Source organism: Phaeobacter sp. 11ANDIMAR09, from assembly GCF_001294455.1.
GTDB lineage: Bacteria > Pseudomonadota > Alphaproteobacteria > Rhodobacterales > Rhodobacteraceae > Pseudophaeobacter.
In genome coordinates, this window is the sequence record NZ_LIKT01000037.1 from 1 (window position 1) to 22,884 (window position 22,884).

The 22,884-nt window shown below is 55.7% G+C and carries 26 protein-coding genes and 2 tRNA genes; 10 read left to right on the top strand and 18 right to left on the bottom strand.

Annotated features, from left to right (window positions below; all coding sequences use genetic code 11):
* From AN476_RS23275 to AN476_RS20365, 3 genes are all read left to right on the top strand, one after another.
* The coding region (locus AN476_RS23275) for an ABC-three component system protein (RefSeq protein WP_216598406.1) at positions 1-299 on the top strand (299 nt) is incomplete at its 5' end.
* Positions 296-784, top strand: coding sequence for a three component ABC system middle component (locus tag AN476_RS20360; RefSeq protein ID WP_054463607.1), 489 nt, complete (start codon positions 296-298; stop codon positions 782-784). The genes AN476_RS23275 and AN476_RS20360, both read left to right, overlap by 4 nt.
* A complete protein-coding gene (locus AN476_RS20365; protein ID WP_054463608.1) occupies positions 781-2,718 on the top strand; it encodes a DUF3732 domain-containing protein in 1,938 nt (645 codons plus the stop codon). The genes AN476_RS20360 and AN476_RS20365 overlap by 4 nt, the downstream gene beginning before the upstream one ends.
* 139 nt (positions 2,719-2,857) lie before the next feature.
* Here AN476_RS20365 and AN476_RS20370 read toward each other — a convergent pair.
* The 14 genes from AN476_RS20370 to murA form a co-directional block, all read right to left on the bottom strand.
* Positions 2,858-2,932: transfer RNA gene (locus tag AN476_RS20370), tRNA-Phe, on the bottom strand.
* A gap of 81 nt (positions 2,933-3,013) precedes the next feature.
* A complete protein-coding gene (locus AN476_RS20375; protein ID WP_054463609.1) occupies positions 3,014-3,217 on the bottom strand; it encodes a DNA gyrase inhibitor YacG in 204 nt (67 codons plus the stop codon).
* The gene (locus AN476_RS20380) at positions 3,214-4,236 is read right to left on the bottom strand and encodes a ribonuclease E/G (RefSeq protein WP_054463610.1); all 1,023 of its coding nucleotides are present in this window, start codon (positions 4,234-4,236) and stop codon (positions 3,214-3,216) included. Before AN476_RS20380 ends, AN476_RS20375 begins: the two co-directional genes overlap by 4 nt.
* Positions 4,233-4,814: a nucleoside triphosphate pyrophosphatase gene (locus AN476_RS20385; RefSeq protein ID WP_054463611.1), complete on the bottom strand. Its 582-nt coding sequence runs from the start codon at positions 4,812-4,814 to the stop codon at positions 4,233-4,235. The genes AN476_RS20380 and AN476_RS20385 overlap by 4 nt, the downstream gene beginning before the upstream one ends.
* Before the next feature lie 177 nt (positions 4,815-4,991).
* A complete protein-coding gene (gene infA, locus AN476_RS20390; RefSeq protein WP_005620785.1) occupies positions 4,992-5,210 on the bottom strand; it encodes a translation initiation factor IF-1 in 219 nt (72 codons plus the stop codon).
* 85 nt (positions 5,211-5,295) lie between these two features.
* Positions 5,296-6,174 (bottom strand): carbon-nitrogen hydrolase family protein, encoded by an 879-nt coding sequence (locus AN476_RS20395; RefSeq protein WP_054463612.1) that lies wholly within the window; start codon positions 6,172-6,174, stop codon positions 5,296-5,298.
* Between the two features lie 84 nt (positions 6,175-6,258).
* Positions 6,259-6,861 (bottom strand): GNAT family N-acetyltransferase, encoded by a 603-nt coding sequence (locus AN476_RS20400; RefSeq protein WP_054463613.1) that lies wholly within the window; start codon positions 6,859-6,861, stop codon positions 6,259-6,261.
* A 7-nt stretch (positions 6,862-6,868) separates the two neighbouring features.
* Positions 6,869-7,279: a ketosteroid isomerase-related protein gene (locus tag AN476_RS20405; RefSeq protein ID WP_054463614.1), complete on the bottom strand. Its 411-nt coding sequence runs from the start codon at positions 7,277-7,279 to the stop codon at positions 6,869-6,871.
* Positions 7,276-7,734 (bottom strand): low molecular weight phosphatase family protein, encoded by a 459-nt coding sequence (locus tag AN476_RS20410; RefSeq protein ID WP_054463615.1) that lies wholly within the window; start codon positions 7,732-7,734, stop codon positions 7,276-7,278. The genes AN476_RS20405 and AN476_RS20410 overlap by 4 nt, the downstream gene beginning before the upstream one ends.
* A gap of 3 nt (positions 7,735-7,737) precedes the next feature.
* Complete coding sequence (locus tag AN476_RS20415) at positions 7,738-8,217, bottom strand: UPF0262 family protein (protein ID WP_054463616.1); 480 nt, start codon at positions 8,215-8,217, stop codon at positions 7,738-7,740.
* 371 nt (positions 8,218-8,588) lie between these two features.
* A complete protein-coding gene (hisD, locus tag AN476_RS20420) occupies positions 8,589-9,893 on the bottom strand; it encodes a histidinol dehydrogenase (protein ID WP_054463617.1) in 1,305 nt (434 codons plus the stop codon).
* Positions 9,894-9,951: 58 nt separating this feature from the next.
* Entirely contained in the window at positions 9,952-10,497 is a 546-nt protein-coding gene (locus AN476_RS20425; protein WP_054463618.1) for a GNAT family N-acetyltransferase, read from the bottom strand.
* Positions 10,498-10,524: 27 nt separating this feature from the next.
* On the bottom strand, positions 10,525-11,001 hold the full coding sequence (locus AN476_RS20430; protein ID WP_054463619.1) for a DUF2948 family protein: 477 nt from the start codon (positions 10,999-11,001) through the stop codon (positions 10,525-10,527).
* Between the two features lie 3 nt (positions 11,002-11,004).
* Entirely contained in the window at positions 11,005-12,273 is a 1,269-nt protein-coding gene (gene murA, locus AN476_RS20435; RefSeq protein ID WP_054463620.1) for a UDP-N-acetylglucosamine 1-carboxyvinyltransferase, read from the bottom strand.
* 246 nt (positions 12,274-12,519) lie between these two features.
* Here murA and AN476_RS20440 point away from each other — a divergent pair.
* Positions 12,520-12,594: transfer RNA gene (locus tag AN476_RS20440), tRNA-Thr, on the top strand.
* Between the two features lie 372 nt (positions 12,595-12,966).
* A complete protein-coding gene (locus tag AN476_RS20450; protein ID WP_054463622.1) occupies positions 12,967-13,335 on the top strand; it encodes an SH3 domain-containing protein in 369 nt (122 codons plus the stop codon).
* A 450-nt stretch (positions 13,336-13,785) separates the two neighbouring features.
* On the opposite strand, the gene AN476_RS20455 is transcribed toward AN476_RS20450, so the two are convergent.
* Positions 13,786-15,273, bottom strand: a complete 1,488-nt coding sequence (locus AN476_RS20455; protein ID WP_054463623.1) for an NAD(P)/FAD-dependent oxidoreductase — start codon at positions 15,271-15,273, stop codon at positions 13,786-13,788.
* An 11-nt stretch (positions 15,274-15,284) separates the two neighbouring features.
* Positions 15,285-15,746, bottom strand: coding sequence for a cupin domain-containing protein (locus tag AN476_RS20460; protein ID WP_054463624.1), 462 nt, complete (start codon positions 15,744-15,746; stop codon positions 15,285-15,287).
* 133 nt (positions 15,747-15,879) lie between these two features.
* Between AN476_RS20460 and AN476_RS20465 the strand changes: the two genes are divergently transcribed.
* Entirely contained in the window at positions 15,880-16,887 is a 1,008-nt protein-coding gene (locus tag AN476_RS20465; RefSeq protein ID WP_083464434.1) for an AraC family transcriptional regulator, read from the top strand.
* 100 nt (positions 16,888-16,987) lie between these two features.
* On the opposite strand, the gene AN476_RS20470 is transcribed toward AN476_RS20465, so the two are convergent.
* Positions 16,988-17,461, bottom strand: a complete 474-nt coding sequence (locus AN476_RS20470; RefSeq protein ID WP_054463625.1) for a MarR family winged helix-turn-helix transcriptional regulator — start codon at positions 17,459-17,461, stop codon at positions 16,988-16,990.
* Between the two features lie 123 nt (positions 17,462-17,584).
* Between AN476_RS20470 and dctP the strand changes: the two genes are divergently transcribed.
* From dctP to AN476_RS20490, 4 genes are all read left to right on the top strand, one after another.
* The gene (gene dctP, locus AN476_RS20475) at positions 17,585-18,580 is read left to right on the top strand and encodes a TRAP transporter substrate-binding protein DctP (protein ID WP_054463626.1); all 996 of its coding nucleotides are present in this window, start codon (positions 17,585-17,587) and stop codon (positions 18,578-18,580) included.
* A 70-nt stretch (positions 18,581-18,650) separates the two neighbouring features.
* Complete coding sequence (locus AN476_RS20480) at positions 18,651-19,175, top strand: TRAP transporter small permease subunit (RefSeq protein WP_216598407.1); 525 nt, start codon at positions 18,651-18,653, stop codon at positions 19,173-19,175.
* Between the two features lie 14 nt (positions 19,176-19,189).
* The gene (locus AN476_RS20485; protein ID WP_054463627.1) at positions 19,190-20,461 is read left to right on the top strand and encodes a TRAP transporter large permease; all 1,272 of its coding nucleotides are present in this window, start codon (positions 19,190-19,192) and stop codon (positions 20,459-20,461) included.
* Between the two features lie 22 nt (positions 20,462-20,483).
* Complete coding sequence (locus AN476_RS20490; protein WP_054463628.1) at positions 20,484-21,350, top strand: oxaloacetate decarboxylase; 867 nt, start codon at positions 20,484-20,486, stop codon at positions 21,348-21,350.
* A gap of 133 nt (positions 21,351-21,483) precedes the next feature.
* Here AN476_RS20490 and AN476_RS20495 read toward each other — a convergent pair whose 3' ends face one another.
* On the bottom strand, positions 21,484-22,701 hold the full coding sequence (locus AN476_RS20495) for a PAS domain-containing protein (protein ID WP_054463629.1): 1,218 nt from the start codon (positions 22,699-22,701) through the stop codon (positions 21,484-21,486).
* Positions 22,702-22,884 lie beyond the last annotated feature (183 nt).

The following is a 22,884-nucleotide window of genomic DNA, read 5'->3' on the forward strand; positions in this document are numbered from 1 at the left end:
ATGGGGAGGTCGAAGAGTATGAAGACAGGTTGGTCGACGAATGGAGTAGATATAAAGCTGTTACATGTGAAGAATTGTTAGATGGGTGTGAAGATTCTGAACTGGTCGCCGCTGGCAGAGCAATCTTGAAGTGGGCTGAATTTGAGACATCACATATTCGCATCAGAGAGCGCGTGACGGAGCCTTACGTTGTCCGAGGTGGCTTTCATATTCTGGCAAACAATCGCCCACAGCCAAGGATATACTGGCACCCTAAATTTCTGGAACAAATTAAAGATGTATTGGAGAATGCTTCATGAAACCTTGGACGCAAAGGCCGTTTGAGGTTCGCAATTTGTTCAATCCAGCTTTTTGCGGTGTTGTACTCGCGCGTGCAATCGAAGGACATGAGACTGAATGCCAGTTGGGGCTGCCTTACTCATTGGCTCACTTGGTACTTCCACTCTCGCTTCACAAGAGTACTCGAGAAATTCTTGCTCAAGGAAACCGTAGCCATCTTTTAAAGGTACTAGAGGTAAATCCACAAATCTTGATAGGTTTACCTGAACGCGCGATAGAAATGCGTAGCTTCACCCAAGAAGGATTTGGGTTATTGGCCCAAAAAGACTGCCTTAAAGTAAGTGATGACGGGCGCATAGAGCTTGTTCCCCGCACTGTCACAAAAACAGTAAAAGGCACCGCTGAAGCAAAAGAGATACAGAATGTCGCCAAGTATCTTGGCAAGCAATTCGCGAGAATTTCCGATCGTACAACCATCTTTTCAACATTAGGGGTGCGACCTTGAAGATACGCTCCATACATATTTACAATTCAGCCGGTCAGCTGCGAAGTTTGCCTTTAAAAACAAGCGGTTTAAACATTGTCACAGGACGCTCATCAACTGGTAAGTCGGCACTATCAGAAATTGTAGAATACTGTATGGGGCAATCAGAGTTTAATGTTCCCGTAGGTGTAGTCGAAGATCACGTGGCGTGGTACGGGGTAATTTACCAATTCGATGGCGAGCAAGTCTTCATCGGCAAGCCAAAACCAAAAGCTGGCGCCCGGAGTTGTAGCACAGTTATGGTACGCAGAGGCGAGACAATCGAAGTTCCGTCTTATGATGAACTTGCGACAAACGATGATGACACGGGTGTTGAGGTACTGCTTTCCCGTCTTCTTGGAATCCCTGAAAACCTTACAGATGTAGCAGATAAACACAGCCGGGTCAGTTTCGACGCAAATGTAAAACACACATATTACTATCTTTTTCAAAAACAGGGCTTTGTCACGAGCAAAGATCAACTTCTGTACCGCCAAAACGAGGACTATCAACCGCAGGCAATAAAGGACACGTTTCCGATACTGTTTGGAGTTACCTCCCACGACAGATTTGTTTTGGAGGCCGAACTGCGGGAGCTTCAGCGTAATTTGCGCCTTAAGCACAAGCTTCTCGATCAGGCTTCTCGAGAAAAGGATGTGTTCGCTGAAAAGGCTTTGGCGCTGCTGGCAGAAGCTCAATCCGTGGGGATAATATCGACCACACAGGACCTCTCGGAAGACAGCACCCTAGATAAACTGAGGCGCGCGGTGGAATGGCGGCCAACCACAGTGCCTGAAGACGATGGCTCTCTGATTACAAAGCACGAAGGCGAATTAAGTCAGTTGCGTGAAGATCGCACGCACATTCGCCGTTCAATCGACAGTGCTCAAAAATATGCAAACCGTGCCAACGAATTTGAGCATGAGGCGTTTGAACAAAGAGAACGATTGGCTTCAATAAAGCTGCTGCCACGCAAACAAGATGGTGAGTGGCAATGGCCTTTTGCAGAGGAAAACTTACAGCTAGATACGCCAATTTCGAAAGCGCTGATTTCGGAGTTAGAGTCCCTCGACCATGAAATGAAAGCGCTAACAACCGAACGACCAAAGCTTGAAGCTTATTTGGTGGAGCAAGAAGGGGCTATTTCCGAGTTAACAGATAGGATTCAGCTGAAAGAGGGGGAGCTGGCGGCTGCCATTGCTACCAGCGAACTAGTAGCGGAGATGGGCAGCCAGAATAACGCCGCAGCAAGGATCGTCGGTAGAATCAGTCTGTTTCTCGAAAATATTGTTTCAGATGAGAGGCTTGCTGAACTTCAGAGAGAAGCCTCTCGATTGTCTCGACAGGTAAAGGCAATTGAGGAAAAGATTGGTCTTGATGATCAGGCCGACCGATTGTCCTCTGTTTTGAATGGGGTCTCAGCCAATATTTCAACATATGTGTCTGCACTAGGTGGTGAATTTGGCGCTTTCCCAACCCGATTTGACTTAAACCGACTGACGCTAGTTTTTGATCGGCCAGATCGGCCGATCTATATGAATCAAACGGGTGGAGGCGAAAACCACTTGTCCTATCATTTGGGTGCGTTGCTTTCCCTGCATAGGTTTGCCGCCAAGGGTAGCCACCCTATTCCTAGGTTTTTGATGATCGATCAGCCAACTCAAGTCTATTTCCCGTCGGAGACTTCATACAAAGCAGCGGGCGGATCGGTCGAAGATACCGAGAAAGACGCGGACATGGAGGCCGTTAGGAAACTATTCCAAGTGCTTTACGACTTTGTAGAAACAGAGGTCCCTGGCTTCCAGATCATTGTAACGGAGCACGCCAACCTTCGAGATCAATGGTATCAAGACGCGTTGGTCGAAGATCCTTGGACGAAACCACCGGCTCTCGTCCCCGAGGATTGGATTTCCTGAGCGAGCATAGTCAGAGTAAGCCATGTGTTTGATCTATAGGTGGTTTTCCAATTGGCACCCATATGACACCCAGAGACATCAGTCGATAACGATGTCGGCAAAATATCACAGCCAACATATTGTTTTCATTTTGTAAAAGTGGTGCCCGGGGGCGGAATCGAACCACCGACACGAGGATTTTCAATCCACTGCTCTACCCCTGAGCTACCCGGGCACGGGAAAGGTTGGTAACCTTGGGTGTGGGCCTTCTAGGACGTCCTTGCGGTAGTGTCCAGAGGCTTTTTTAAGAAAAATGCTAATGCCGGATCGGAAGGCTATCTTTGGAAATGGAGCTCCCTTTCTCCGTCTCTTTCAGTGCGTTTTCAACATCTTCCGGGTCAGTACTGGGAACGGCATAGCTGCCATTCAGCCATTTTGCCAAATCTAGGTCGGCGCAGCGCCGCGAGCAAAAAGGGCGATGCGACTGTTTGGTTTTTGCCGCACAGATCGGACAGTTCATGACAGCAGCTCCGACAACACATGACGGGACCGTTTTCGCTGCAGCTCAAAATTGCCCAAATTGGTCCAGCCCACCATTATTGTCTCTTCACTATCCGCGCGCAGGGCCGCTCGCAGAGCGCTTTCAAAGGTGCTACGGTCCTTCTTGGGCATGGGGGCGACGTCAATCACGATCTGCCCGGCAAGACCACGCAGGCGCAAAGCACGCGGCAGCAGCCGGGCACAGGCGATGTTTGCCTTGGTTCCCGCTGCAAGCGATGTATCGCTGCCAGTGTTCACATCCACAGCCACCAAAGCCCGGGTCGGTTCAATGAAGAAATACCCACCACCAGGCAAAGATTCGCGAATGGACAGTGCCTGATCCAGAGCATCCAACACGCCGTGTAGTTCAAAATCGCCTTCCTCGCGGAAGACTTCAGCAGCTTGGGACCATTCACGCCAGGCGCGCAGATGCGGCCCGTCTCCCTCGGTCAGAACTTCGATGTCGCCCTCTGCATCCGCCAGAACCTGTGTGGCAAGGTCAGACATGGCGGCGATGTCTTCTGCGACCTCCTCGGCATCGGCGCCAGCGCAGGCCGAGCGCAGGATCATACCATGAGACGCCCCTTCCAGCTCATCATGTGCCACCTCCAGCAAACGATCCCGCTCTTCCTCATCGCGGATCGCGCGGGAGATGTTCAGCCCCGGCGCACCTGGAGTCGCAATCGCATAGCGGCTTTTGAACAGCAGCTTTTGGGTGACAGGAATCGCCTTGCCGGGTTCCGCATAGCCGGAGACCTGCACCAGCAGCATTTGGCCCGGCGCAAGCCCCTTGACCTGGCGTAGAAAGGCAGGGCCATCGGGGGTCGTCAGGAACATTCCTCCCTGGCCTTTGACAGGGCGATCAGCCCGGGCGCGATAAATCGTCCCCGGCAGCGGCGCATCACCGTCGATAAGAAAATCATCAAGCTTACCATCCACCATGAGAGCTGCGGCTTCACGGCCTTGGATATGGTCCAGAATGATCGAACGTCCCTTCATGCGGCACCCTCCTTGTATAGCTGGCAGCCAGCGGCTTGCAGCATGTTTGCGGTCTCTGCAAGCGGCAGGCCAACGATTCCAGTAAATGAGCCACTGATCCAGGGGATAAAGGCTCCGGCGGCACCCTGAATGCCGTAGCCACCTGCTTTGCCCTGCCAGTCATTGCTGGCAAGATAGGCATTCAGCTCGGCATCGGACAGGCGCTTCATTTTAACCTGGCTCACCACAGAGCGCTGCCAAAGCTGCGCGCCGCGACGCACGGCCACCGCCGTGATCACCTGATGCCGACGCCCAGACAGGGCGAGCAAGAACTCGGTCGCCTGACCTGCATCTGCTGGCTTGCCCAGGATACGGCGTCCCAGAGCAACGGTGGTATCGGCACAGAGCACCACATCGCCGGTCTCTGCGGGCACCGCTTCAACTTTTTCGCGCGTAACGCGGGTGCAATAGCTGCGCGGCAACTCCCGAGGCAGGGGAGCCTCATCAATATCCGGTGGGCGTACATGATCGGGAATGATACCCAGCTGACCCAAGAGCTCCAGCCGTCGCGGGCTGCCTGATCCCAGAATAAATGCCATCACCCTGGCCCCTTTTTCAATTTTCACCCTCATAAAGCGGAAACCACCCCGAAGAAAGAGCCGACCCGGGCATCATCTTTCCGCAAATATTCCTGCCAGAGGCAGCGGCCCACGGGGCCGCACATACAAAAGCCCGGCACAAAGGCCGGGCTTTGGTTCAATTGGCGGATCAACAGCTTACTTGAAGCGGTAATTGATCCGACCCTTGGTCAGGTCATAGGGGGTCATTTCCACCTGTACCCTGTCGCCAGCCAGAACACGGATGCGGTTCTTGCGCATCTTGCCTGCCGTATGTGCGATGATCTCATGGCCGTTTTCCAGCTCGACCCGAAACGTCGCATTAGGCAGGAGTTCCTTCACGACACCGGGAAATTCGAGCGTATCTTCCTTGGCCATGTTATCTCCATCTTCATATTACCCCGCCTCACTGCGGGAACCGGGGTCTAAATGAGCCTATTTTCCCAATTTTTCAAGGGCGCAATCACGGCTTGAGGAGGATTCTAGAGGTTTTTATCCTCTGCTCCTGCTCTGACCAGTGGTTGCGATTGCGAACCACACCTTTGGCGCGCACATCTGCTATGGTTTTTAGATCCACCTCCGCCAGGGTCCAGCCGGGCTGCCCCAGGCTGCCTTCGGCGATAACCCCGGTTGCCGGGAAGCCGGTGTCGGGTGGCCCAAAAATACCGCCCATCCCCACGTTGACCTCCACAGAGGTCGACCAGGGCGCTGTGCCCGTGATTGAGGACTGCACTGTCACGCATTGCCCCTCCAGGGCGCGCGACATGGCACCGATCCGGACCCGCCAATAGCCCGCCAGAGTCTCGGTGCAAGATGGCATCAAAAGGATATCTGCCTCACTCAGCGCCCGCCCCAGCAGGGGAAACTCGCTGTCATAGCAGATCAATACGCCGACCTTACCCAGGGCGGTATCAAACAGTTTCAGCGGCCCGCCGGCCCCAATCTGCCAGGGATCACGCTCAAACATGGTCATGATCTGCTTGTCCTGATGATCCCGTGCACCGCAGGGACTGTAAAACTCGGCCCGGTTGACTGGCAGGTCAAACCCAGCCTGCACAGGGGCAGAAGCTCCTAAAATATATACATTATATTCAGCTGCGAGTTTTTGGTGCAGCGCCGCGGCCTCTTCCATGCGCCGCGATACGGCAGTGATAGAGGCCTGCAAATCTGCCGCGAAATCCCCCCCGTCCAAAGTGGACAGCTCCATAGAGCCATATTCGGGGAAAACCAGTAAATCCGCCCCCTGTTTTGCGGCATTAGCGACCCAGGTTGCCAGCTTGTCCTCGTACTGGGCCCAGCTATCAAGCCAATCAAGCGGGTAGGCGGCGGTTGCGATTTTCATCTGGTTGGATCCTCACTGATTTGGGCCTGCCCCAAAAGGCCAGAGCCCGGCGGAAATGACAACTCTGCCTTTTGATAGGGCCGCTCAGGCAGAAGGATTGAGAGTACGCGCCCAGAATTGCAACGGTTTGTCTGTCGCTTCGGGTGAATTGAGATCTTTCCAGGAAAACTGAGCAACAACCCCTTCCAAAGGCGCATACCCGCGCCTGCGCCAAAAAGGGTCCAGCGGCGCATAGCCCTCCGGCCGCATCGGATGCACCGCTGGCCGCGTTACGCTGCAAAAAGCAGAGATGGAATAGCCCAGATGGCGGGCATGAGCTTCGCGAGCATCAAAGAACCCGTGCCCAAGTCCGCGGCCACGATACTCCGGCAACAGAACTGATTCGGCACAATAGAAGACCTCTTCCAAATCCAACCTGCAGGTCTCAAAGGCCGCTGCAAAATCCTCGGAATGATCCGTCAAAGGCGTGCCGGTTGCTGCTCCAACCAGCTTGGGGCCATGAAAGGCCCCCACCACTATGGCCTCTTTACTGTGCCGATAATTCTGCAAATAGGATTCTTCGTAGTCCAGATCTCCATCATAGAGATAGGGCCAGTCCCGGAACACTTCGATCCGCAGCCGTGCCAGCGCGGGCAGGACCTGCGCCAATGCCTCTCCGGTTAAGACTTCCAGATAAACCGAGCTCATCGTACCCTCAGCGCGCGCCCGATCCACCAGACACCTGCGCCATCCAATCTGCCAGATTGTAATAGGTGGTCACCCGGGTGATCTGATCCCCCTGCAGTTCAAAGAAAGAGCCGCCTGGCAAGCGATAGCGCTGCCCCTTTGCCTCAGGCAAGCCCGCGTCGGTTGCCAGATAGGTGCCATTGACTATGAACTCGGCTGCAGCGCGCCTCCCATCCTCGGTGCCAAACAGCACAATATCGGTAAGTTCTTCTTTGTAGCAGCGGCTCATATGGGCGCAGAACTCGGCAAAGGCCTGCTTGCCCCGACGAATCTCACCTTCATTCACGTGATGGGCGATGTCATCGGAGAGGCAATCCAGCATGGTCTCTGTGTCGCCTGCATTGAAAGCAGAAAAATAGCGGGCAATCGTTTTTGTCATAGGATCTCCGTGGCTTCGCCCCAGCGGGCGGTCAACTGTTGGATGATTTGATCCCGGGTCTGGCGATAACTGTCCAGTTTGGCCTCACGTGTTTCGCCCAGCCCGGAGGGGTCCATGATTGGCCAATACTCAACATCCAAATGAAAAAACCGCGTCAGCTCCAAGGCGCGACGCTGGCTGGCGGGGGAGAGAGCAATCACCAGATCAAAGGAGGAGAGATCATCGCCCCATTGTTCCATCTCATCAAAAGACCGCGACCGATGACGCGAGAGTTCCACGTCAATCTCTTGGCAAACGGCGACACAAAACCCGTCGATTTCGAGATCATTTTTGACCCCAACGGATTGCACATAGGTGCCGGTGCCGTAGAACTTCTTCATGATCCCCTCAGCCATAGGCGAGCGGACCGCATTGTGGTCACAGCAGAACAACACGGACTGCGGTAACTCGTTCACGCATCAGCCCCCAAAATGCAACACACAGATAAGCGTGAAAAGGCGGCGTGCCGTATCGGTATCCACCTCTGCCTTACCTTCCAGGCGTTCCTGCAGCACCCGGCTACCTTCATTGTGAATGCCGCGCCGGGCCATATCAATGGTCTCGATCTGGCTGGGCGGCAGGGTTTTCACCGCAGAGAAATAGCTCTCGCAAATCTGGTAGTAGTCTTTCACCACCTGGCGAAAAGGCGAGAGCGACAAATGAAACTCCGCAGCTTTTTGCCCGGCCTCAGTCTGCAGATCAAAGACCAGCCGCTTTTCCCGAATAGAAAGCCCCAGATGATAGGGTCCATCGACAAAGGGGCGATCGGAGCGCTCGGGCAGGGAAAAGGAGTTTTCCTCGATCAGATCAAAAATCGCAACTTTGCGCTCCTGCTCGATCTCTGCCGTGGGCGGTGGCAGATTGCGGTCGTCCAATTCGATTTGGCTGATGCGGCTCATGGGCTTTGGCCTCTGTCGGAAAAGCGGTTCACCAATCTCTCTAATCCATGCCGCTGCCTGGAGCAAACAGACAGTCCTCCAAAGAAACATTTGCACAACAAAAAGCTACTACAAACCTCACGCAAGGGTCGCGTAAAAAGAGCTTTCTTGCCTTCGGCGAGGATATTTATGGCCAAATGAAACTGGGAATCACCCCCGCTCATTCTCTAGGCTTACCAAGCGGTACAGGCGGGGACGCCGATGGCCGCGCCAAGTGAAGCCTCTCGGTGTGCAGATATGCATCACCGAGAGGTGCCCCATTTTCATTTGGCCTGAAGTATCCCGGGGTGAATTGGCCCTAGGCCAAGAGGGGCAGCGCCCCTGCTATGCTTTTATTCTTTATTGAGGGCTTCCAGCCTGGCGGTTATAGAAAGCCCATGCGCTTCTAAGCTTTCGCTTTGCGCCAGCACTTCAGCCGCCGGGCCAATGGCATGCAGTGCGGCCGGTGTCATTTGGCTTAGGGTGGTGCGTTTGACAAAATCCATGACGGAGAGCCCGGAGGAAAACCGAGCCGAGCGGGCCGTGGGTAAGACGTGATTGGGGCCGCCAACATAATCCCCAATGGCCTCTGGAGTGTATTGGCCGAGGAAAATCGCCCCAGCGTGAATGGTTTTCAGGCTCAGAGCCTGCGGATCAGCGACACAAAGCTCCAGGTGCTCAGGGGCAATTCGATTGGACAGTTCAGCCGCCTCATCAAGGTCGCGCACGGTGATCACCGCGCCAAAATCACGCCAGCTGGCAGCTGCAATTTCGCGACGTTCCAGTGTTTGCAACCAGCTCTCAACCGCTGCGGCGACTGCACGTCCAAACTCCGCGTTATCCGTAATCAGCAGTGATTGGGCACTTTCGTCGTGCTCAGCCTGGCTCATCAGGTCGAGCGCAATCCAGTCCGGCGTATTGTTTTTATCAGCAATCACCAGAATTTCAGAAGGGCCCGCGATCATGTCAATGCCGACCTTGCCAAACACCTGGCGCTTGGCTGCTGCAACAAAGGCATTGCCGGGGCCGGTGATTTTATCCACCGGGGCAATGGTTTTGGTGCCATAGGCCAGAGCCGCAATCGCCTGAGCGCCACCGATCCGGTAGATTTCCGTCACACCCGACAGGCGTGCGGCCATCAGCACCAGAGGATTGAGCACCCCATCAGGGGCAGGCACCGTGACCGCTAGGCGCTTTACCCCAGCCACCTGGGCCGGAATCGCATTCATCAAAACGGATGACGGATAAGAGGCCAAGCCGCCGGGCACATAGAGCCCAGCCGCAGAAACCGGAGACCAGCGCCACCCCAAAGTCGCGCCGGAGCCATCTTCCCATTGCGCATCCTCAGGCATTTGCCGCGCGTGGTAGGCCCGGATTCGTTCTGCTGCCAGCTCCAGAGCCGCGCGCTCCTCAGCCGACACCGTGGCGATGGCGGCATCCACTTCTGCCTCAGAGATGGCCATCTGCTCTGCTGTGAGCTCTAGACGATCAAACCTGGCCGTCAACTCCAGCACCGCTGCGTCCCCCCGATGGCGCACATCAGCGATGATTTCAGCCACGGTCGCCCCCACATCCGGGCTGTCTTCACGTTTGGCGTTCAGCAGCCCAGCAAAGGCGGTTTCAAAATCTGCGTCTGATGTGTCTAGAAAAACGGGCATATCGGCTCTCTCTGGCTGTTATGGCCGACATATCGCCCCAATGCGCTTGCGACAAGCGTTACAGCGGCACCTGCAACCTTTTGCACATGGGCTGACCTGGCAGACCAAAGCAATTGGTTGCAGCACCACTGCGCTGCCAACCCTGCGACAGGTAGAAATCAAGACCGCTTTGTGTGGCCGTCAGATGCGCCTCAGTGTGGCCCTGAGTTACCAGTCCTGCTTCCAGATGTTGCAACAAGGCCCGGCCAACGCCACAACCCTGCCCCCAGGGGGCGGCATATAAGAGAGAGATCTTCGCCTGCGCAGTGGCGAGGCCAACACCAAGCACTTTTCCCTGAGAAACGGCCAGGGTCGGACCTTCGTCGGCCAGAATCCAGCCCCGGATGTCTTCAGGCGTCTTGTTGGCACACCACTGCGCCAAGAGGTGCGGATCGTCGCGATGGTCCAGTTGGCAAAGTTGAGTGATGGAAGCCAGGAGAACCTCGCTCGCTTCAAAGACATCAAAAACAGTGGCCGGGCGAAGCGCGAGCTCTTCTGAGCTAGGGCGTTGTGATTGCGTCGAGAGCGATGAAAAAACTTGCGAGATTCCGCGCTTATTTTGCATATCTCCAGCAGCTCCTCCGCCTTGCCCTTAGGCACTGTGATCCGGAACCTTTTTTGACGGCGCCACATAGGGCCGGGTGACATCGCGCAGACTCACTTCCAGGGTTTCCACCGCCAAACGGATGCTGCCGTCTCCCGCTAGGGTCAAGAGGACATGGCCCGCGCCGTCGTCTCCGGGTTCAAATTGGACCGAAAGCAGCGACAGGATCATGTCCTTGTCACTGCGATCCAGTCCCTGTGACGCAACCCCCAATACCGACTCGACCACCAATAGTGATTGGACCCGTTCAACGGGGCGGTCGCGTTTTTCAGCACTGGGAAGATCCTCCCAGCGGAACCGGTTGAGCAGCAGTGCAAAGCGGTGCTCCTTGGAGCGCCAGCTCATCTCACTGATTGGGAAAACAGCGTCCTGAACCAGCGATGAAACCACCTGTAGGTCTTCGACCTCAAGCGCGCCAAGGTTTAAAGGAACTTCGCGCCCGTCGTGGAAACTCGCGTCTGACACGGCTCAGCCTCCCTTGATGCGTTCGATCTGAGCGCCGACACCAGAGAATTTGCGTACAACTTTCTCGTAGCCGCGATCCAGATGATAGACCCGGTTGATGAGCGTCTCGCCCTCGGCAGCAAGCCCCGCCAGAATCAGGGAGACCGAAGCACGCAGATCCGTTGCCATCACCGGAGCGCCTTTCAGGTGGTCGACCCCTGTCACGGTGGCATGGCCACCCTGGACGTCAATCTTAGCTCCCATACGGATCAATTCGGGCGCATGCATGAAACGGTTCTCAAAGATCTTTTCTTCCAACACGCTGGTGCCTTCGGCGGTGCACATCAGGGCCATCATCTGGGCCTGTAAATCAGTTGGGAAACCGGGGAAGGGTTCTGTGGTGACATCCACCGCTTTCACACGATCGCCCTGGCGCTTCACCTTGAGGCCGGCCTTAGTCTCGATAACATCGACGCCCGCCTCGTTCAGTTTCTCGACAAAGGCGCCAACCAAATCCAGACGCCCGCCCAAGAGCTCGACTTCGCCGCCACAGATCGCAGGTGCCAGCATATAGGTGCCCAGTTCAATGCGGTCCGTTACCACCGGATGGGTGGCCCCATGCAAGCGGTCGACGCCTTCGATGGTGATGACCGGTGTACCGGCCCCCTCGATATGGGCGCCCATCTTTTTCAGACAATCAGCAAGATCGATAATCTCCGGCTCGCGGGCCGCGTTTTTGATCTGGGTGGTGCCCTTGGCCAGGGTCGCGGCCATCATGATGTTCTCTGTCGCCCCCACAGAGGCAAAGCTGAGCTCGATCACTGCCCCTTTGAGACCGCGTGGGGCCTTGGCATGGAGGTAGCCATCCTTCAGTTCGATCTCTGCGCCCAGGGCCTCGAGACCATGAATGTGCAGATCCATCGGGCGGGCGCCAATGGCACAGCCACCAGGCAGGGAAACCACCGCCTGACCCAGACGCGCCAGCATCGGTCCCAGCACCAGATTCGACGCCCGCATTTTGCGGACGATTTCATAATCGGCAACATGGTTGTCGATATTGTGGCTCGACATCGCCTGAACCTGCCCATCCTGCAGCCCCGATACTTCGGCCCCCAAGGATTGCAGCAGTTCAGTCATTGTTTTGATATCGCTCAGCCGCGGCGCATTTGTCAGCGTCAGCGGCTCTTCGCTGAGCAGGGTCGCGGGCATCAACGTGAGGCAGGCGTTCTTTGCCCCGGCAATGGGAATTTGACCATTTAGGGGGCCATTCCCTTTTACCAAAATGGAATCCATCTGCCTCTACCTTTCCGATTCTTCGCTCGTGGTCTCTTGTTGCGCGGCGCGCGCCTTTGCCTGCGCTTTGCGACGGGCCATATTCGCCTTCAAGGAAGCCTTTAGCCGATCTTCACGCTGAGAGGGAGCCTTACTCGATTTCTGTGGTTTTTTTTCTGCCATGAGCCATGTGTAACTTAGTGAGAAAAAACCGTCCAGAAGCTCTTGCGCCCTCCAACGTTTATCCCTAAAAGCCCCCTCACCGGCGCTGCTGTAGCTCAGAGGTAGAGCACTCCCTTGGTAAGGGAGAGGTCGAGAGTTCGATTCTCTCCAGCAGCACCAGGTTCCATCCAAAAAAATCTAGTGATTTTTATCACTTCAGATTCGTTGCACCTTGCTGAAGCATGGGTGTGACCTATTCTGGCGAAGTGTTTCAATTTCTGCTTTTGCAAAAAGATCTCCCTGCGGGCCGCTTCACTCACTTATCTCGCCAGGGTGCCAAAGATCGGCCCATTTCCAGCCCAAGGGGCCATGCCTCTAAAACGGTGAAAACGGGCCCTATGAATTGGCGCTTCAGCTTCGATAACCCGGGGGCCATGCGTCTTCAAGTCATCTCGATTTACACGAACCCCCCGTGATATCATTGGCTAACAGGCAATCTTACCCACCGACAGGAGCGCGGGTTGGGAAGGTCAAAACAAGAGGGGTGGGTGGATGGACAAAGTGATGAACAGCGTGTGCTCTGCCCTAGCCGCAAGTCTATTGCTGCTTGCCGGAACATCTGAGGGGAGTGCGGGAACCTGTGAGGCGAAGGTGATCGGTGTGAGTGGGATTTCGAATTACAACCGCGCCACTGACAGTGGCTTTCTTGCGGTCCGTTCCGGTCCTGACAGCGATTACACCCAAATCGGTGAGGTATACCTTGGGGACTGGAATCTTGTGTTCGAGAAACGTGGCAATTGGTATAAAATTGGCTGCTATGAAGGGCGCTGCTCCGCCCCTTTCTGGGGACCAGCAAAAATCGAGGGCTGGGCTTATGGAAGATATCTCAGCGTTGGCGGTCTGTGCGATAATCTCAAGTAGCTGCCGATCTCGAGAAGAGGATTTCGGTTGATCCGTCAGATCTGGGCCGCTCAGACGTTTCCGCGTGGCGAGTGACTCGCAGTTTGTTCGCCCGGCCCATCACCCTTGGAAGTATGGCTCCCTTATTCTTAGTCCCCAGTCAGCCTATTTCGCTCATCAATAGCATGACTTTGGGACAGGCTGTCTGACCATGGCGCCAATGGAGGCACGAAGAACCGATAGGCCAATGGACCTTGGTGCGATTTTCCTACCGCGATGATGGTTTACTTGGCGTCGGGCGGCCGAGCAGGCCTGAGATCGCTCCATTGGCTGTGTCCGGGACGCGGTAGTTGCTTACGGGTCTGCAAAGAGAACAAACGCGCTGCCCGGCGGTCGGACAGCGCGCCTGCGCTTTCATCTCACTTTTGGACCAGCCTCCAACCTGCCAAAGAGACGGGTAAAGGGCCGCCGCTAGCTGGCTTGGTATTGCGGTGCTGACGCCAGAAACTCACCATAGGCATCCGCATCAGGAAACGAGAATTGTTCGGCTAGTGGATTCGCCCGCTTGGTTTTGGCCGCCCCCATATCCGCAAGCAGTTCATCAAAATGCTTGAAGTGGAACGGCGCCGAACACAGGCCGCCATAGACCTGGGCCGCCGGGCGCTCTTTACGCCGCCAATCCAGCATCATTTCGATATTGCTGTGCATCTCCGCCTCGCTTGGCTGATGGGCCAATTGTCCGTCAGCATAGCGCACCAGCCAATTGGCGATCATTTCCGCCGACAAAACTGTGCAGAAGCTGGAGTTGAAACCAACAAACCCCATCTCCGGCAGATCCGGGTTCACCGACAAGCGATAGACTTTGTATTGACCATCACTTTCAATCAGCTTCTGACGGTAGTCTTCCGGCACAACGGGCACGCCCAGCTTCCACCCAACCGCCAAGACCGAGACATCGCATTTCACCCGCTCACCATTGGTCAACACCACTGAATCGCCCTCGTAGCGATCAAAGCTGCCCTGAACCAATTTCAGTTTGCCCGATTTCAAGGTTTCAAAGAAGCCCGGTGTCACCAGCGGCAGGGAGCAGGAGGCCTCTTTTTCGATCGGCGTATCCGGCACCATGTCCCATTTTTTCAGTCCTAATTGCAGCTTGAGCATGGTTTCCAGGCCTCGGAAATTGGCCCAGATCAGCGGTTTCATGATCCCAGCAAACAGCTTTTTCAGCGGGCTCCGTCCCCAGCTGTTGAACTGCATCTCCTGCGCCCGCATATAGAGCAGGTTCTTGAAGTTGATCCCGCCGATGAAATAGGGCACCCGCCAGACATTCTTGCGATAGACCATGGTCACCTGTTTGGCGCCATGCTGGGCTGCATTCACCGCGATATCGGTCGAGGATTTGGAGCCGCCCAGAACCACCACATGTTTGCCGCGGGCGATTTCGGAATCGGTATATTCCGAGGAATGCATCACCTGGCCACCCTGAGCGGTGAATTCCTCCTGACCGGGGTGGGTGATGATGTTCTTGTAAGAGAATTGCCCGGTGCAGATCGCAACAAAATCAAAGTCCTGCTTGCGACTGCGACCGGCGCTTTCCAGCGTGAGTGTCCAACCGGGCTTGCCATCGGCACGGCGCTCCATTCCCACGACATCAGTGTTCAGCTGATACAGGCGACCCAGTTTATGCTTGTCGGCATAGGAATGGATATAGGCATGCACCTGCGGCCCCTTGGGCCATTGCGGATAGTCCTCTGGCATCGCCAAATCGGTAAAGCGATAGAGATCCTTGGGGCTTTGGGTCTGCACACCGGGGTAGGAGCGCGACAGCTCCCAGACGCCGCCAAAATCATGGCTGCGTTCAAACCCGATGACACGGTGCCCCTTTTCGTCAAAGGCCTTGGCAGCGGCCAAGCCCGCGACGCCGCCGCCTATGACGGCAACTGTTTTTCTACTAACCATCTGGCCTCTCCTTACGCCTCTGGTGGGGGCGGCAGGAAATCAACCTCGTGCAGAGCCGACAGGCGCACCAGTTCCTCTGGGTCTGTTACACCATCCAAGGCGCAGAACAGGTCATAGAGCTTGCGGGACGGGGCTACGCCAAAAACACATTTTGCCTCGGCCCCGGAGCGGTTGAAAACCCCATGCGCCACGCCCATGGGCATGCGCACCAGATCGCCCGGCCCGGCTAGATTGGGTTTTACATCGCCCTCTTCATAGCCAAAATCCACCTCCAGATTGCCCTCGACCACCAGGATCCATTCGTCTTGTGTCGGATGCACATGCGGCGGCACAAAGGTATCGGCAGGCACGACGGCGTGCCAGATCATGGCATTGTCCGAATGCAGTTTCGGGCTGTAGACCTGCCCCACAACATTCCACACAACGCCTTCGAGCCCAGCGTCAGTTGACGTGATTCCAGCTGTTTCTTTCATGTTTTCCTCCCTGAAATGACATGATGTCAGCAAGAGCGTACTGCGAAGGGCCGGATTGTTTTGTCCAAATTGCGCAAGAATCTTCGGTCTCAATAATGCTTGCTTTAAGTCTAAAACGTCTTAGGCTCCTTGGATGGTGCGCGCATTCTTAGGGAAAACAGCTGATCCGCTGCACGGGCATCGCCTGTTGCATTCAACCGATGTTGAGCTGGTGCGGGCATCAGTGGCCAAACGGTTTTGCGATCACGATCTTATTCCCGGCTCTGCGCATGGCCATTTTGACGCCTGCCATAACCATGCCGAAGGCCACTGCCTGTCGCTGAACTACATGCGCTATGGCTGTGACGTGACCATCAACCCCGGCGAGCTGACGGATTTTTACCTAGTGCAGATCCCGCTGCTTGGGCTGGCCAGGGTCCGCAATGGACGCAGGACAGTCGAAGCGTCACCTAGAATCGGAACGGTTCTCAATCCGACCCGTGAAACGCAGATGGTCTGGTATGAGGGCTGCGAAAAACTGCTGCTCCAGATCGACGCTCGCGCCCTGCACAAAACTGCCGAACGCCTTCTGGGGCAACCCATCCCCCATGCAATCGTTTTTGACCCCGAGCTGCGGCTGGAGTCCCCTGCGTTGCAAAACTGGGTGCGGAAGTTCCGCGCGGCTGTCTCCGTCGCGGACCAAAACGGTGCCTTTGGCGGGAGTCAGCACAGGCACCAGGCGCTTTTTGAAGAGGAGCTGATCACCGGTTTCCTGATGGCGCAGCCCAGCACGGTTTACCACATACTGACCGAGGTCCAGCCCAAAGTCTCGTCACCGCAGGTCCATCGGGCCCGGGCCTATATCTTGGACCATCTGACAGATCCGATCACGGTCGCCCAGATTGCCGCAGCCGCCGGCTGCAGTATTCGCAGTTTGCAGCTCAGTTTTCAGCAAAGCTATGGCTGTACGCCCATTGGCTTTTTGCAGCGTCAACGCCTGAATCACGCGCATATGCTGGCGCAATCTGCGACACCGGAAACCCTGGTCAGCAGTATCGCTTACGAAGCAGGTTTCTTTCATCTGGGCCGCTTCTCCATCGCCTACCGTGAAGCCTTTGGCTGCTCCCCAAGGGAGACGGTGCAGCGCAACAGGTTTTCCTAGGCTGAAAGCGTTTAAGCACCGCGCCGAGGGGCGACCCGGAGGCTGCACAACCAGATGCTTCATTGGCCAGGGTTCGGGCTTTGCAAAGCAGATGAGAGGTCTAGGGCCCGGTCTCTTTTACCTCCAACAGCCGCCCCAGCTCATCCTTGTAAGACCGCAGTGATCGCAGCAGCACGTCCGGATCGCCGACCGCCTGCTGATTGGTGAGTTCAGTCTCAAAGGCCTGGAGCTTTGGCTCCGCCCGGGCCACCAGATCCTGCCCCTGTTCGGTCGAGATCACGATTCGGCTGCGCCGGTCGCCCTTGTTTTCCAGTCTCGAGATGTGACCGCATTCCTCCAGCCGGGCCAAGCCGTTACTAACATGAGATTTTTTAATCCCACTTTCTTCGCAGATGTCCTGCGCGCGGCAGGATTGCATCGACACCACCGCCCGCAGGATACGCCAGTCTTGCCAGTTCAGCCCGGTTTCACGCTGCACTGCCTTGGAGTAGAGCAACATGATCTTCTGCGAGAGCGAATAGATCGCAGCAAAGATCATCTCGCCCGAGCCCATACCGTTCAATTTCTGGTTCATCTTGGCTTCACCGAATAGCTGATCGAACTTGGTTACCTATGTAACTTGACAAGAATACATGCTTAGCGCAACTCTGGATCGTAAACGGGGAAGAAATTGCCCGGACATGCAAGGAGGACAATTATGCGTAAATTTCTTATGGGTGCAATCTGCGCCAGCTCTGTGTTGCTGACGGCGGCCGTGGCCCAGGCCGAAACCACGATCCGGGTGACATTGCAGCTGCCCAAAACGCATTCCTTGGGCCAAAACTGGCTGGATTTTGCCGCCCTGATCGAGGAACGCTCGGGCGGAGAGCTGAAGGTTCAGCTGTTTGATTCAGCTCAGCTGTTCAAGGACAAGGAAGTCCCCGAGGCCGTGGGCACAGGCGCCGTTGAAGCAGGAACCGCGTTTTTGGGCCGATTTACCGGGGCAGTCCCGGCGGTCGACGTGGTTGCCATCCCCTTCATTTTTGAAGACGAAGCCCACCTACGGACAGCCGTGGCGGCAGGCTCTGAACTGCGCACTGGTCTGGATGCAGCCATTCTGAAAGAAACCAACGCCAAGGTGCTGTGGTGGCAGGCCTTTGGGCGCAACATCTATCTGTCCAACGACAAGGCGATCCGGGTGCCCGCCGATATGGCAAACCAAAAGGTCCGGACCTACGGCAAGGTACATGGCTGGACTGTCGAAGCCCTGGGGGGCGCACCGACCCTGATGTCGGGTTCCAAGCAGTTCCTGGCCTATCAGCAGGGCGCTGTTGACGTTGGCATGACCGGCGCCTCGGCTGTGCGCTCGCGCAAACTCTATGAGGTGATGGATCACGTGACGCTGTCATATGACAGTGCCATCGAATTTGTCGCCGTCATGAACAATGACTTCTTTGAGGGCCTGTCCGAGGAACATCAGCAGATCATTCTGGACTCGGCGGCTATTGTCGAAGACCAGCTGCGCGATGCGATCTACACCCAAGAAGCCGAAGCCGTGGCCGAGGTGAGCAGCAAAATGACCGTGGTAGAGCTGACCGCTGCAGAACGCGCCGAATGGGTTTCAGCCACCTCCGGCGTGATCGACCGCTTTGTTGCTGAAACCTCCGATGCGGGTGCCGCCGCCGTCGCCGCCGTACGCGCCGCGGCCAAATAAATCAAACCAACACACAAAGTCGCGGTCACCTGTCGGTGGGCGCGATTTTGATATGCAGGGGGGCAGAGCAGTGTTGCATCTTCAAACCTATGTCCGGGTCATGGATCATCTGTCGGAAGTAACCGGCAGAATTGCTGCCTGGATGTTTTTCTTCACCGGTCTCATTGTCTCATTTGAGGTTTTCATGCGCTATGCGTTGAACGCTCCAACCATTTGGGTGGATGAGATCAGCCGCATTTTTCAGGTCTGGGCGGCCTATCTGGCCATTGCCTATGTCCTGAAACACAAGGCCCATATCATCATTGATATCACCTTTCGCGATCCCACTTCCCTTAACCGTAAGGCAGCAGATAGTTTTGCCCTGTTGGTGGTCATAGGTTTTTGCCTGATCACGGTGAAATACGGTCTTGATATCTGGTGGAAATCCACCTTGGCGGGACATACGACAGACAGCTATCTGGCGGTACCAAAGATGTTTATTCAATCCGCGATCTGGGTCGGCTTTGGCCTCATGGCCCTGCAGTCTCTGGCTGAAATCATCAAGATCTGGACCTGGCATCCGCAGGATCTGCCCAAGCAAACACTCGTACACTGAACTGGTAGACTGATATGGAAACTCTGCTTATTCTTGGCAGTCTGGTTGGACTCTTGCTGCTTCGCGTACCGGTGGCCTTTGCCATGGGTGCCCTAGGCGCTACCTTGCTTTGGCTCAAGGGGTTGCCCTTGATCGCGGTGCCACAGCGTCTGTTTGGCACCATGGACAGCTTCGAGCTCTTGGCTGTGCCGCTGTTTTTGCTGATGTCCAATGTGCTGCTCAAAGGCGGTGTTGGTCGCGATCTTTTTGCCAGTGTGCAGGCCTGGGTCGGCCATTGGCCCGGCGGTCTCGGGGTGGCAACGATCATGAGCTGCACGCTGTTTTCGGCGATCTCCGGCTCCTCAGTTGCCACCGCCGCCACTATCGGCACAGTGGCCATCCCAGAGATGAAGCAACGTGGCTACAATGAGCCCTTTATCCTGGGGCAGCTGGCCGCTGGAGGCACGCTTGGCATCCTGATCCCGCCCTCCATTCCATTGATCATCTATGGCGTCATCACCGAAACCTCGATCCCGACGCTGTTCCTGGCTGGCATCGGTCCCGGGCTGTTGATGGCCAGTATCTTTATCATCTATGCTATGATCTACAGCCGCATGGGCGCCGCCGCAGCCCTGCCCAAAGCCAGCTGGCCCCAGCGCGCCAGGGCAACTGTCTATGCGCTGCCAACCGTGGTACTGGCGCTTGCCATCATCGGCTCGATCTATGCAGGTATTGCCACCCCTTCAGAGAGCGCAGGCGTCGGTTTTGTCATTGCAATTGCCATGACCTTTCTGATGGGACGGATGAATTGGGCAAAGCTGAAAGAGGCCGTTGAGGACTCGCTCAAAACCACCGCGATGATCTTTATCATCGTGGCCGGCGCCAAGGTGTTCTCCTACGCCATCACGCTCTATCTTATTCCGCAGACTATTAGCGGCTATCTGATCAACAATATCTCTGACCCGACCCTGTTCATTCTGGCAGTGGGACTGGTGCTGTTGATTATCGGTTTCTTTCTGGAGTCTTTGTCGATGATGCTGATCATGGTCCCGGTTCTGTTTCCGGCGCTGCAGGCCATGAACATCGACCCGATCTGGTTTGGCATCTTTTTTGTTGTCCTGATCGAAGCCGCGCTGATCACCCCGCCGGTGGGACTCAATCTCTTTGTCATTCAGGCGGTTGGCAAGGCACGGCTGGAAAGCGTGGTGCAGGGGGCATGGCCCTTTGCGCTGATGATGTTGGGCATGGCCGCCCTGCTGTGGTTTTGGCAGGATCTGGCGCTGTTTATCCCCTACAAGCTGTTTTAGCCCTTCGTTCAAAGGAAAGCCGATGACCCTTTCATCCCCTGACAAACTGCGGGCTCTGCTGCGCCAAGAGCAGATCATTACCATGCCCTGCTGTTTTGATCCGCTCTCAGCTAAGCTCATTGAACAAGCAAACTTTCCGCTCACCTTCATGTCCGGTTTTGCCGCTTCTGCGGCACGACTGGGGATGCCGGATACCGGGCTGATGTCCTATGGCGAGGTGATCGATCAGGGGCGCAATATCTGCAACGCGGTTGATATCCCGGTGATCGGAGATGGCGATACCGGCTATGGAAATGCGATGAACACCAAACGCACGGTCAAAGGCTTTGCCCAGGCCGGGTTTGCTGCGGTGATGATCGAAGATCAGCACGCCCCAAAACGCTGTGGCCATACGGCGGGTAAATCGGTTGTCGACCGCGCAGAGGCCTTTGAGCGCATTCGTGCAGCGGTGGATGCGCGCAACGAAGGCCCCGACATCCTGATCCTGGCCCGCACTGATGCACGCCATGATCATGGGCTGGACGAGGCCATCGCCCGCGCCCGGCGGTTTCATGAACTGGGGGCCGATATTCTATTTGTCGAAGCCCCACGCGACAAAGCGGAAATGCGGCGGATTTGTGAGGAGCTGCCGGGGCCAAAGATGGCCAATATGATCGAAGGCGGCCTGACCCCAAACCTGCCGCCGAATGAGCTGCAGCACATGGGGTTTCAGATAGCGGCCTATCCGATCACCTTGATTGCCGCTGCGATGAAGGCCATGACTGCAGCCCTGTCCGACCTAAAACGTGGCCCGGTTCCGAGCGATCGCTTGATGCCTTTTGATGAGGTCAAAACCCGCATTGGCTTTGACGCCTATTTTGAGGCCGAAAAAGACTATGACAACCAGTAACTCTGGCCAGAGGTGACTGAGCCCCCTGCGTTGGTGCTTTTTGCACGCCCGGTCTTGATGGCTGCGGGATAGAATTTGCCAGTCTGGCTCGGTACCAGAGCTGAGCAACGCAATTTCAGCTCTGGACCTGCGTCTATTCCATGGCGCGGATCTGATCGCTCAGCTTGGCGATATTGTGCAAGCGATCTGCAATACTGCGCTGAAAGCTCCCCAGCTGATTGATGATGTCATCTAGCGTTTCGCCACCGCGGGGCAGCCGGGCTGCTTCGATTTTGCACAGAACCCTGGTGGTGCTCAGCCCAAGGAACTGGCGGTGCATGATGTTGCAAGCGTGCTGAATACGGTCCGCTTCAAAATTGATCTGCTCTCCGGCGTCGCTGGCCAGTTTTCGCTCGCGCTGGACAAGATCGGTCAGGTTTTTCCGTTCATAGGCGATGTCCACATCCCCCAGCTTGCGCTTTTCCTGGGTCAGCAAGGCGTTGCATTCTTCCAGAATTCGGGTCATGCCTTCGACAAAGAGACGATGGGTCACAGCCCCTTTGATCTTATTGAAATTGCTGTTTTCGCCCATGACATTGGTTTCAAACCATTTGGACATTTCGGCTGACATGCTGCCATAGTTTTGGGACAGAACCGTGACTGGTCCCCCTGCGGGTTCGATACGGGATGCGATCACCCTCAGATTATGAGGGATGGTCCGCATGGCATCAAACTCCTTGATCAAGGCTTCCGTTTCGCTCAGCAGGGTATCCGCATCCGACACGGCCTGGCGCAGCATAAGAAACTTTTGATCCGGTGAGTTTTGCAGAGCTTCCCCGCGCGTCAGCAGCTCTTCGCTGAGGGCCGCTGTCGAGAACTGGTGATAGGTTTCAAAGCCCTTGTCTTTTATCCACCCCATGAGCAGTTCGGCGCTCTCCTCCGGCGACAGGCCTTCTTCCTGTTCAGCCTGCAGCAATTGCGCATAGGCCTTTTGCACCTCTTGAAACATTGCACCGCTGGGTCGGATGCGCGCGGATAAATAGCCGCCGGGACAGGGAATGGCCACGGCAAAGACCCAGTAATACAACCCGTCCTTGGTTTTGTTCTTGACGTAGGCGCCAATGCATTCCCCGCGTTTCAATGTATCCCAAAACAATTGAAACACGCCCTTGGGCATATCGGGGTGGCGGATAATCTTATGCGGCGCTCCCAAGAGCTCTTCCCACTCATAGTGGGTAACACGCTTAAAGACATAGTTCGCCGCCTTGATGACACCTCGTTCATCCGTGCGTGAGATAAACACCTCATGAAGGCCAAAAGGAGCCTCACCCTGGGCTGGTCGCGTATTCAGACGGCGGTCATTGAAGGTCACTTATTCATTCCATGTGCAAGATCGGCTTACGCTATCGTTATCCCAAAACTCTTCCCAATCCTTTAAGGCGTGGTTTCAGGCGCTAACGGTCTAAAAGCGACAGCGGCTGACATGTGCCCCCCGCGCCAACCCAAATTCCTAGGCTCAGGACCCATTGATTTATTCTGTGTTTCGTGATTCATC

Coding starts and splice junctions, on each gene's coding strand:
- AN476_RS20360 (WP_054463607.1), top strand. CDS start 296: ATGAAACCTTGGACGCAAAGGCCGTTTGAGGTTCGCAATTTGTTCAAT.
- AN476_RS20375 (WP_054463609.1), bottom strand. CDS start 3,217: ATGAACTGTCCGATCTGTGCGGCAAAAACCAAACAGTCGCATCGCCCT.
- AN476_RS20380 (WP_054463610.1), bottom strand. CDS start 4,236: ATGAAGGGACGTTCGATCATTCTGGACCATATCCAAGGCCGTGAAGCC.
- AN476_RS20385 (WP_054463611.1), bottom strand. CDS start 4,814: ATGGCATTTATTCTGGGATCAGGCAGCCCGCGACGGCTGGAGCTCTTG.
- infA (WP_005620785.1), bottom strand. CDS start 5,210: ATGGCCAAGGAAGATACGCTCGAATTTCCCGGTGTCGTGAAGGAACTC.
- AN476_RS20395 (WP_054463612.1), bottom strand. CDS start 6,174: ATGAAAATCGCAACCGCCGCCTACCCGCTTGATTGGCTTGATAGCTGG.
- AN476_RS20400 (WP_054463613.1), bottom strand. CDS start 6,861: ATGAGCTCGGTTTATCTGGAAGTCTTAACCGGAGAGGCATTGGCGCAG.
- AN476_RS20405 (WP_054463614.1), bottom strand. CDS start 7,279: ATGACAAAAACGATTGCCCGCTATTTTTCTGCTTTCAATGCAGGCGAC.
- AN476_RS20415 (WP_054463616.1), bottom strand. CDS start 8,217: ATGAGCCGCATCAGCCAAATCGAATTGGACGACCGCAATCTGCCACCG.
- hisD (WP_054463617.1), bottom strand. CDS start 9,893: ATGCCCGTTTTTCTAGACACATCAGACGCAGATTTTGAAACCGCCTTT.
- AN476_RS20425 (WP_054463618.1), bottom strand. CDS start 10,497: ATGCAAAATAAGCGCGGAATCTCGCAAGTTTTTTCATCGCTCTCGACG.
- murA (WP_054463620.1), bottom strand. CDS start 12,273: ATGGATTCCATTTTGGTAAAAGGGAATGGCCCCCTAAATGGTCAAATT.
- AN476_RS20450 (WP_054463622.1), top strand. CDS start 12,967: ATGGACAAAGTGATGAACAGCGTGTGCTCTGCCCTAGCCGCAAGTCTA.
- AN476_RS20455 (WP_054463623.1), bottom strand. CDS start 15,273: ATGGTTAGTAGAAAAACAGTTGCCGTCATAGGCGGCGGCGTCGCGGGC.
- AN476_RS20460 (WP_054463624.1), bottom strand. CDS start 15,746: ATGAAAGAAACAGCTGGAATCACGTCAACTGACGCTGGGCTCGAAGGC.
- AN476_RS20465 (WP_083464434.1), top strand. CDS start 15,880: ATGGTGCGCGCATTCTTAGGGAAAACAGCTGATCCGCTGCACGGGCAT.
- AN476_RS20470 (WP_054463625.1), bottom strand. CDS start 17,461: ATGAACCAGAAATTGAACGGTATGGGCTCGGGCGAGATGATCTTTGCT.
- dctP (WP_054463626.1), top strand. CDS start 17,585: ATGCGTAAATTTCTTATGGGTGCAATCTGCGCCAGCTCTGTGTTGCTG.
- AN476_RS20485 (WP_054463627.1), top strand. CDS start 19,190: ATGGAAACTCTGCTTATTCTTGGCAGTCTGGTTGGACTCTTGCTGCTT.
- AN476_RS20490 (WP_054463628.1), top strand. CDS start 20,484: ATGACCCTTTCATCCCCTGACAAACTGCGGGCTCTGCTGCGCCAAGAG.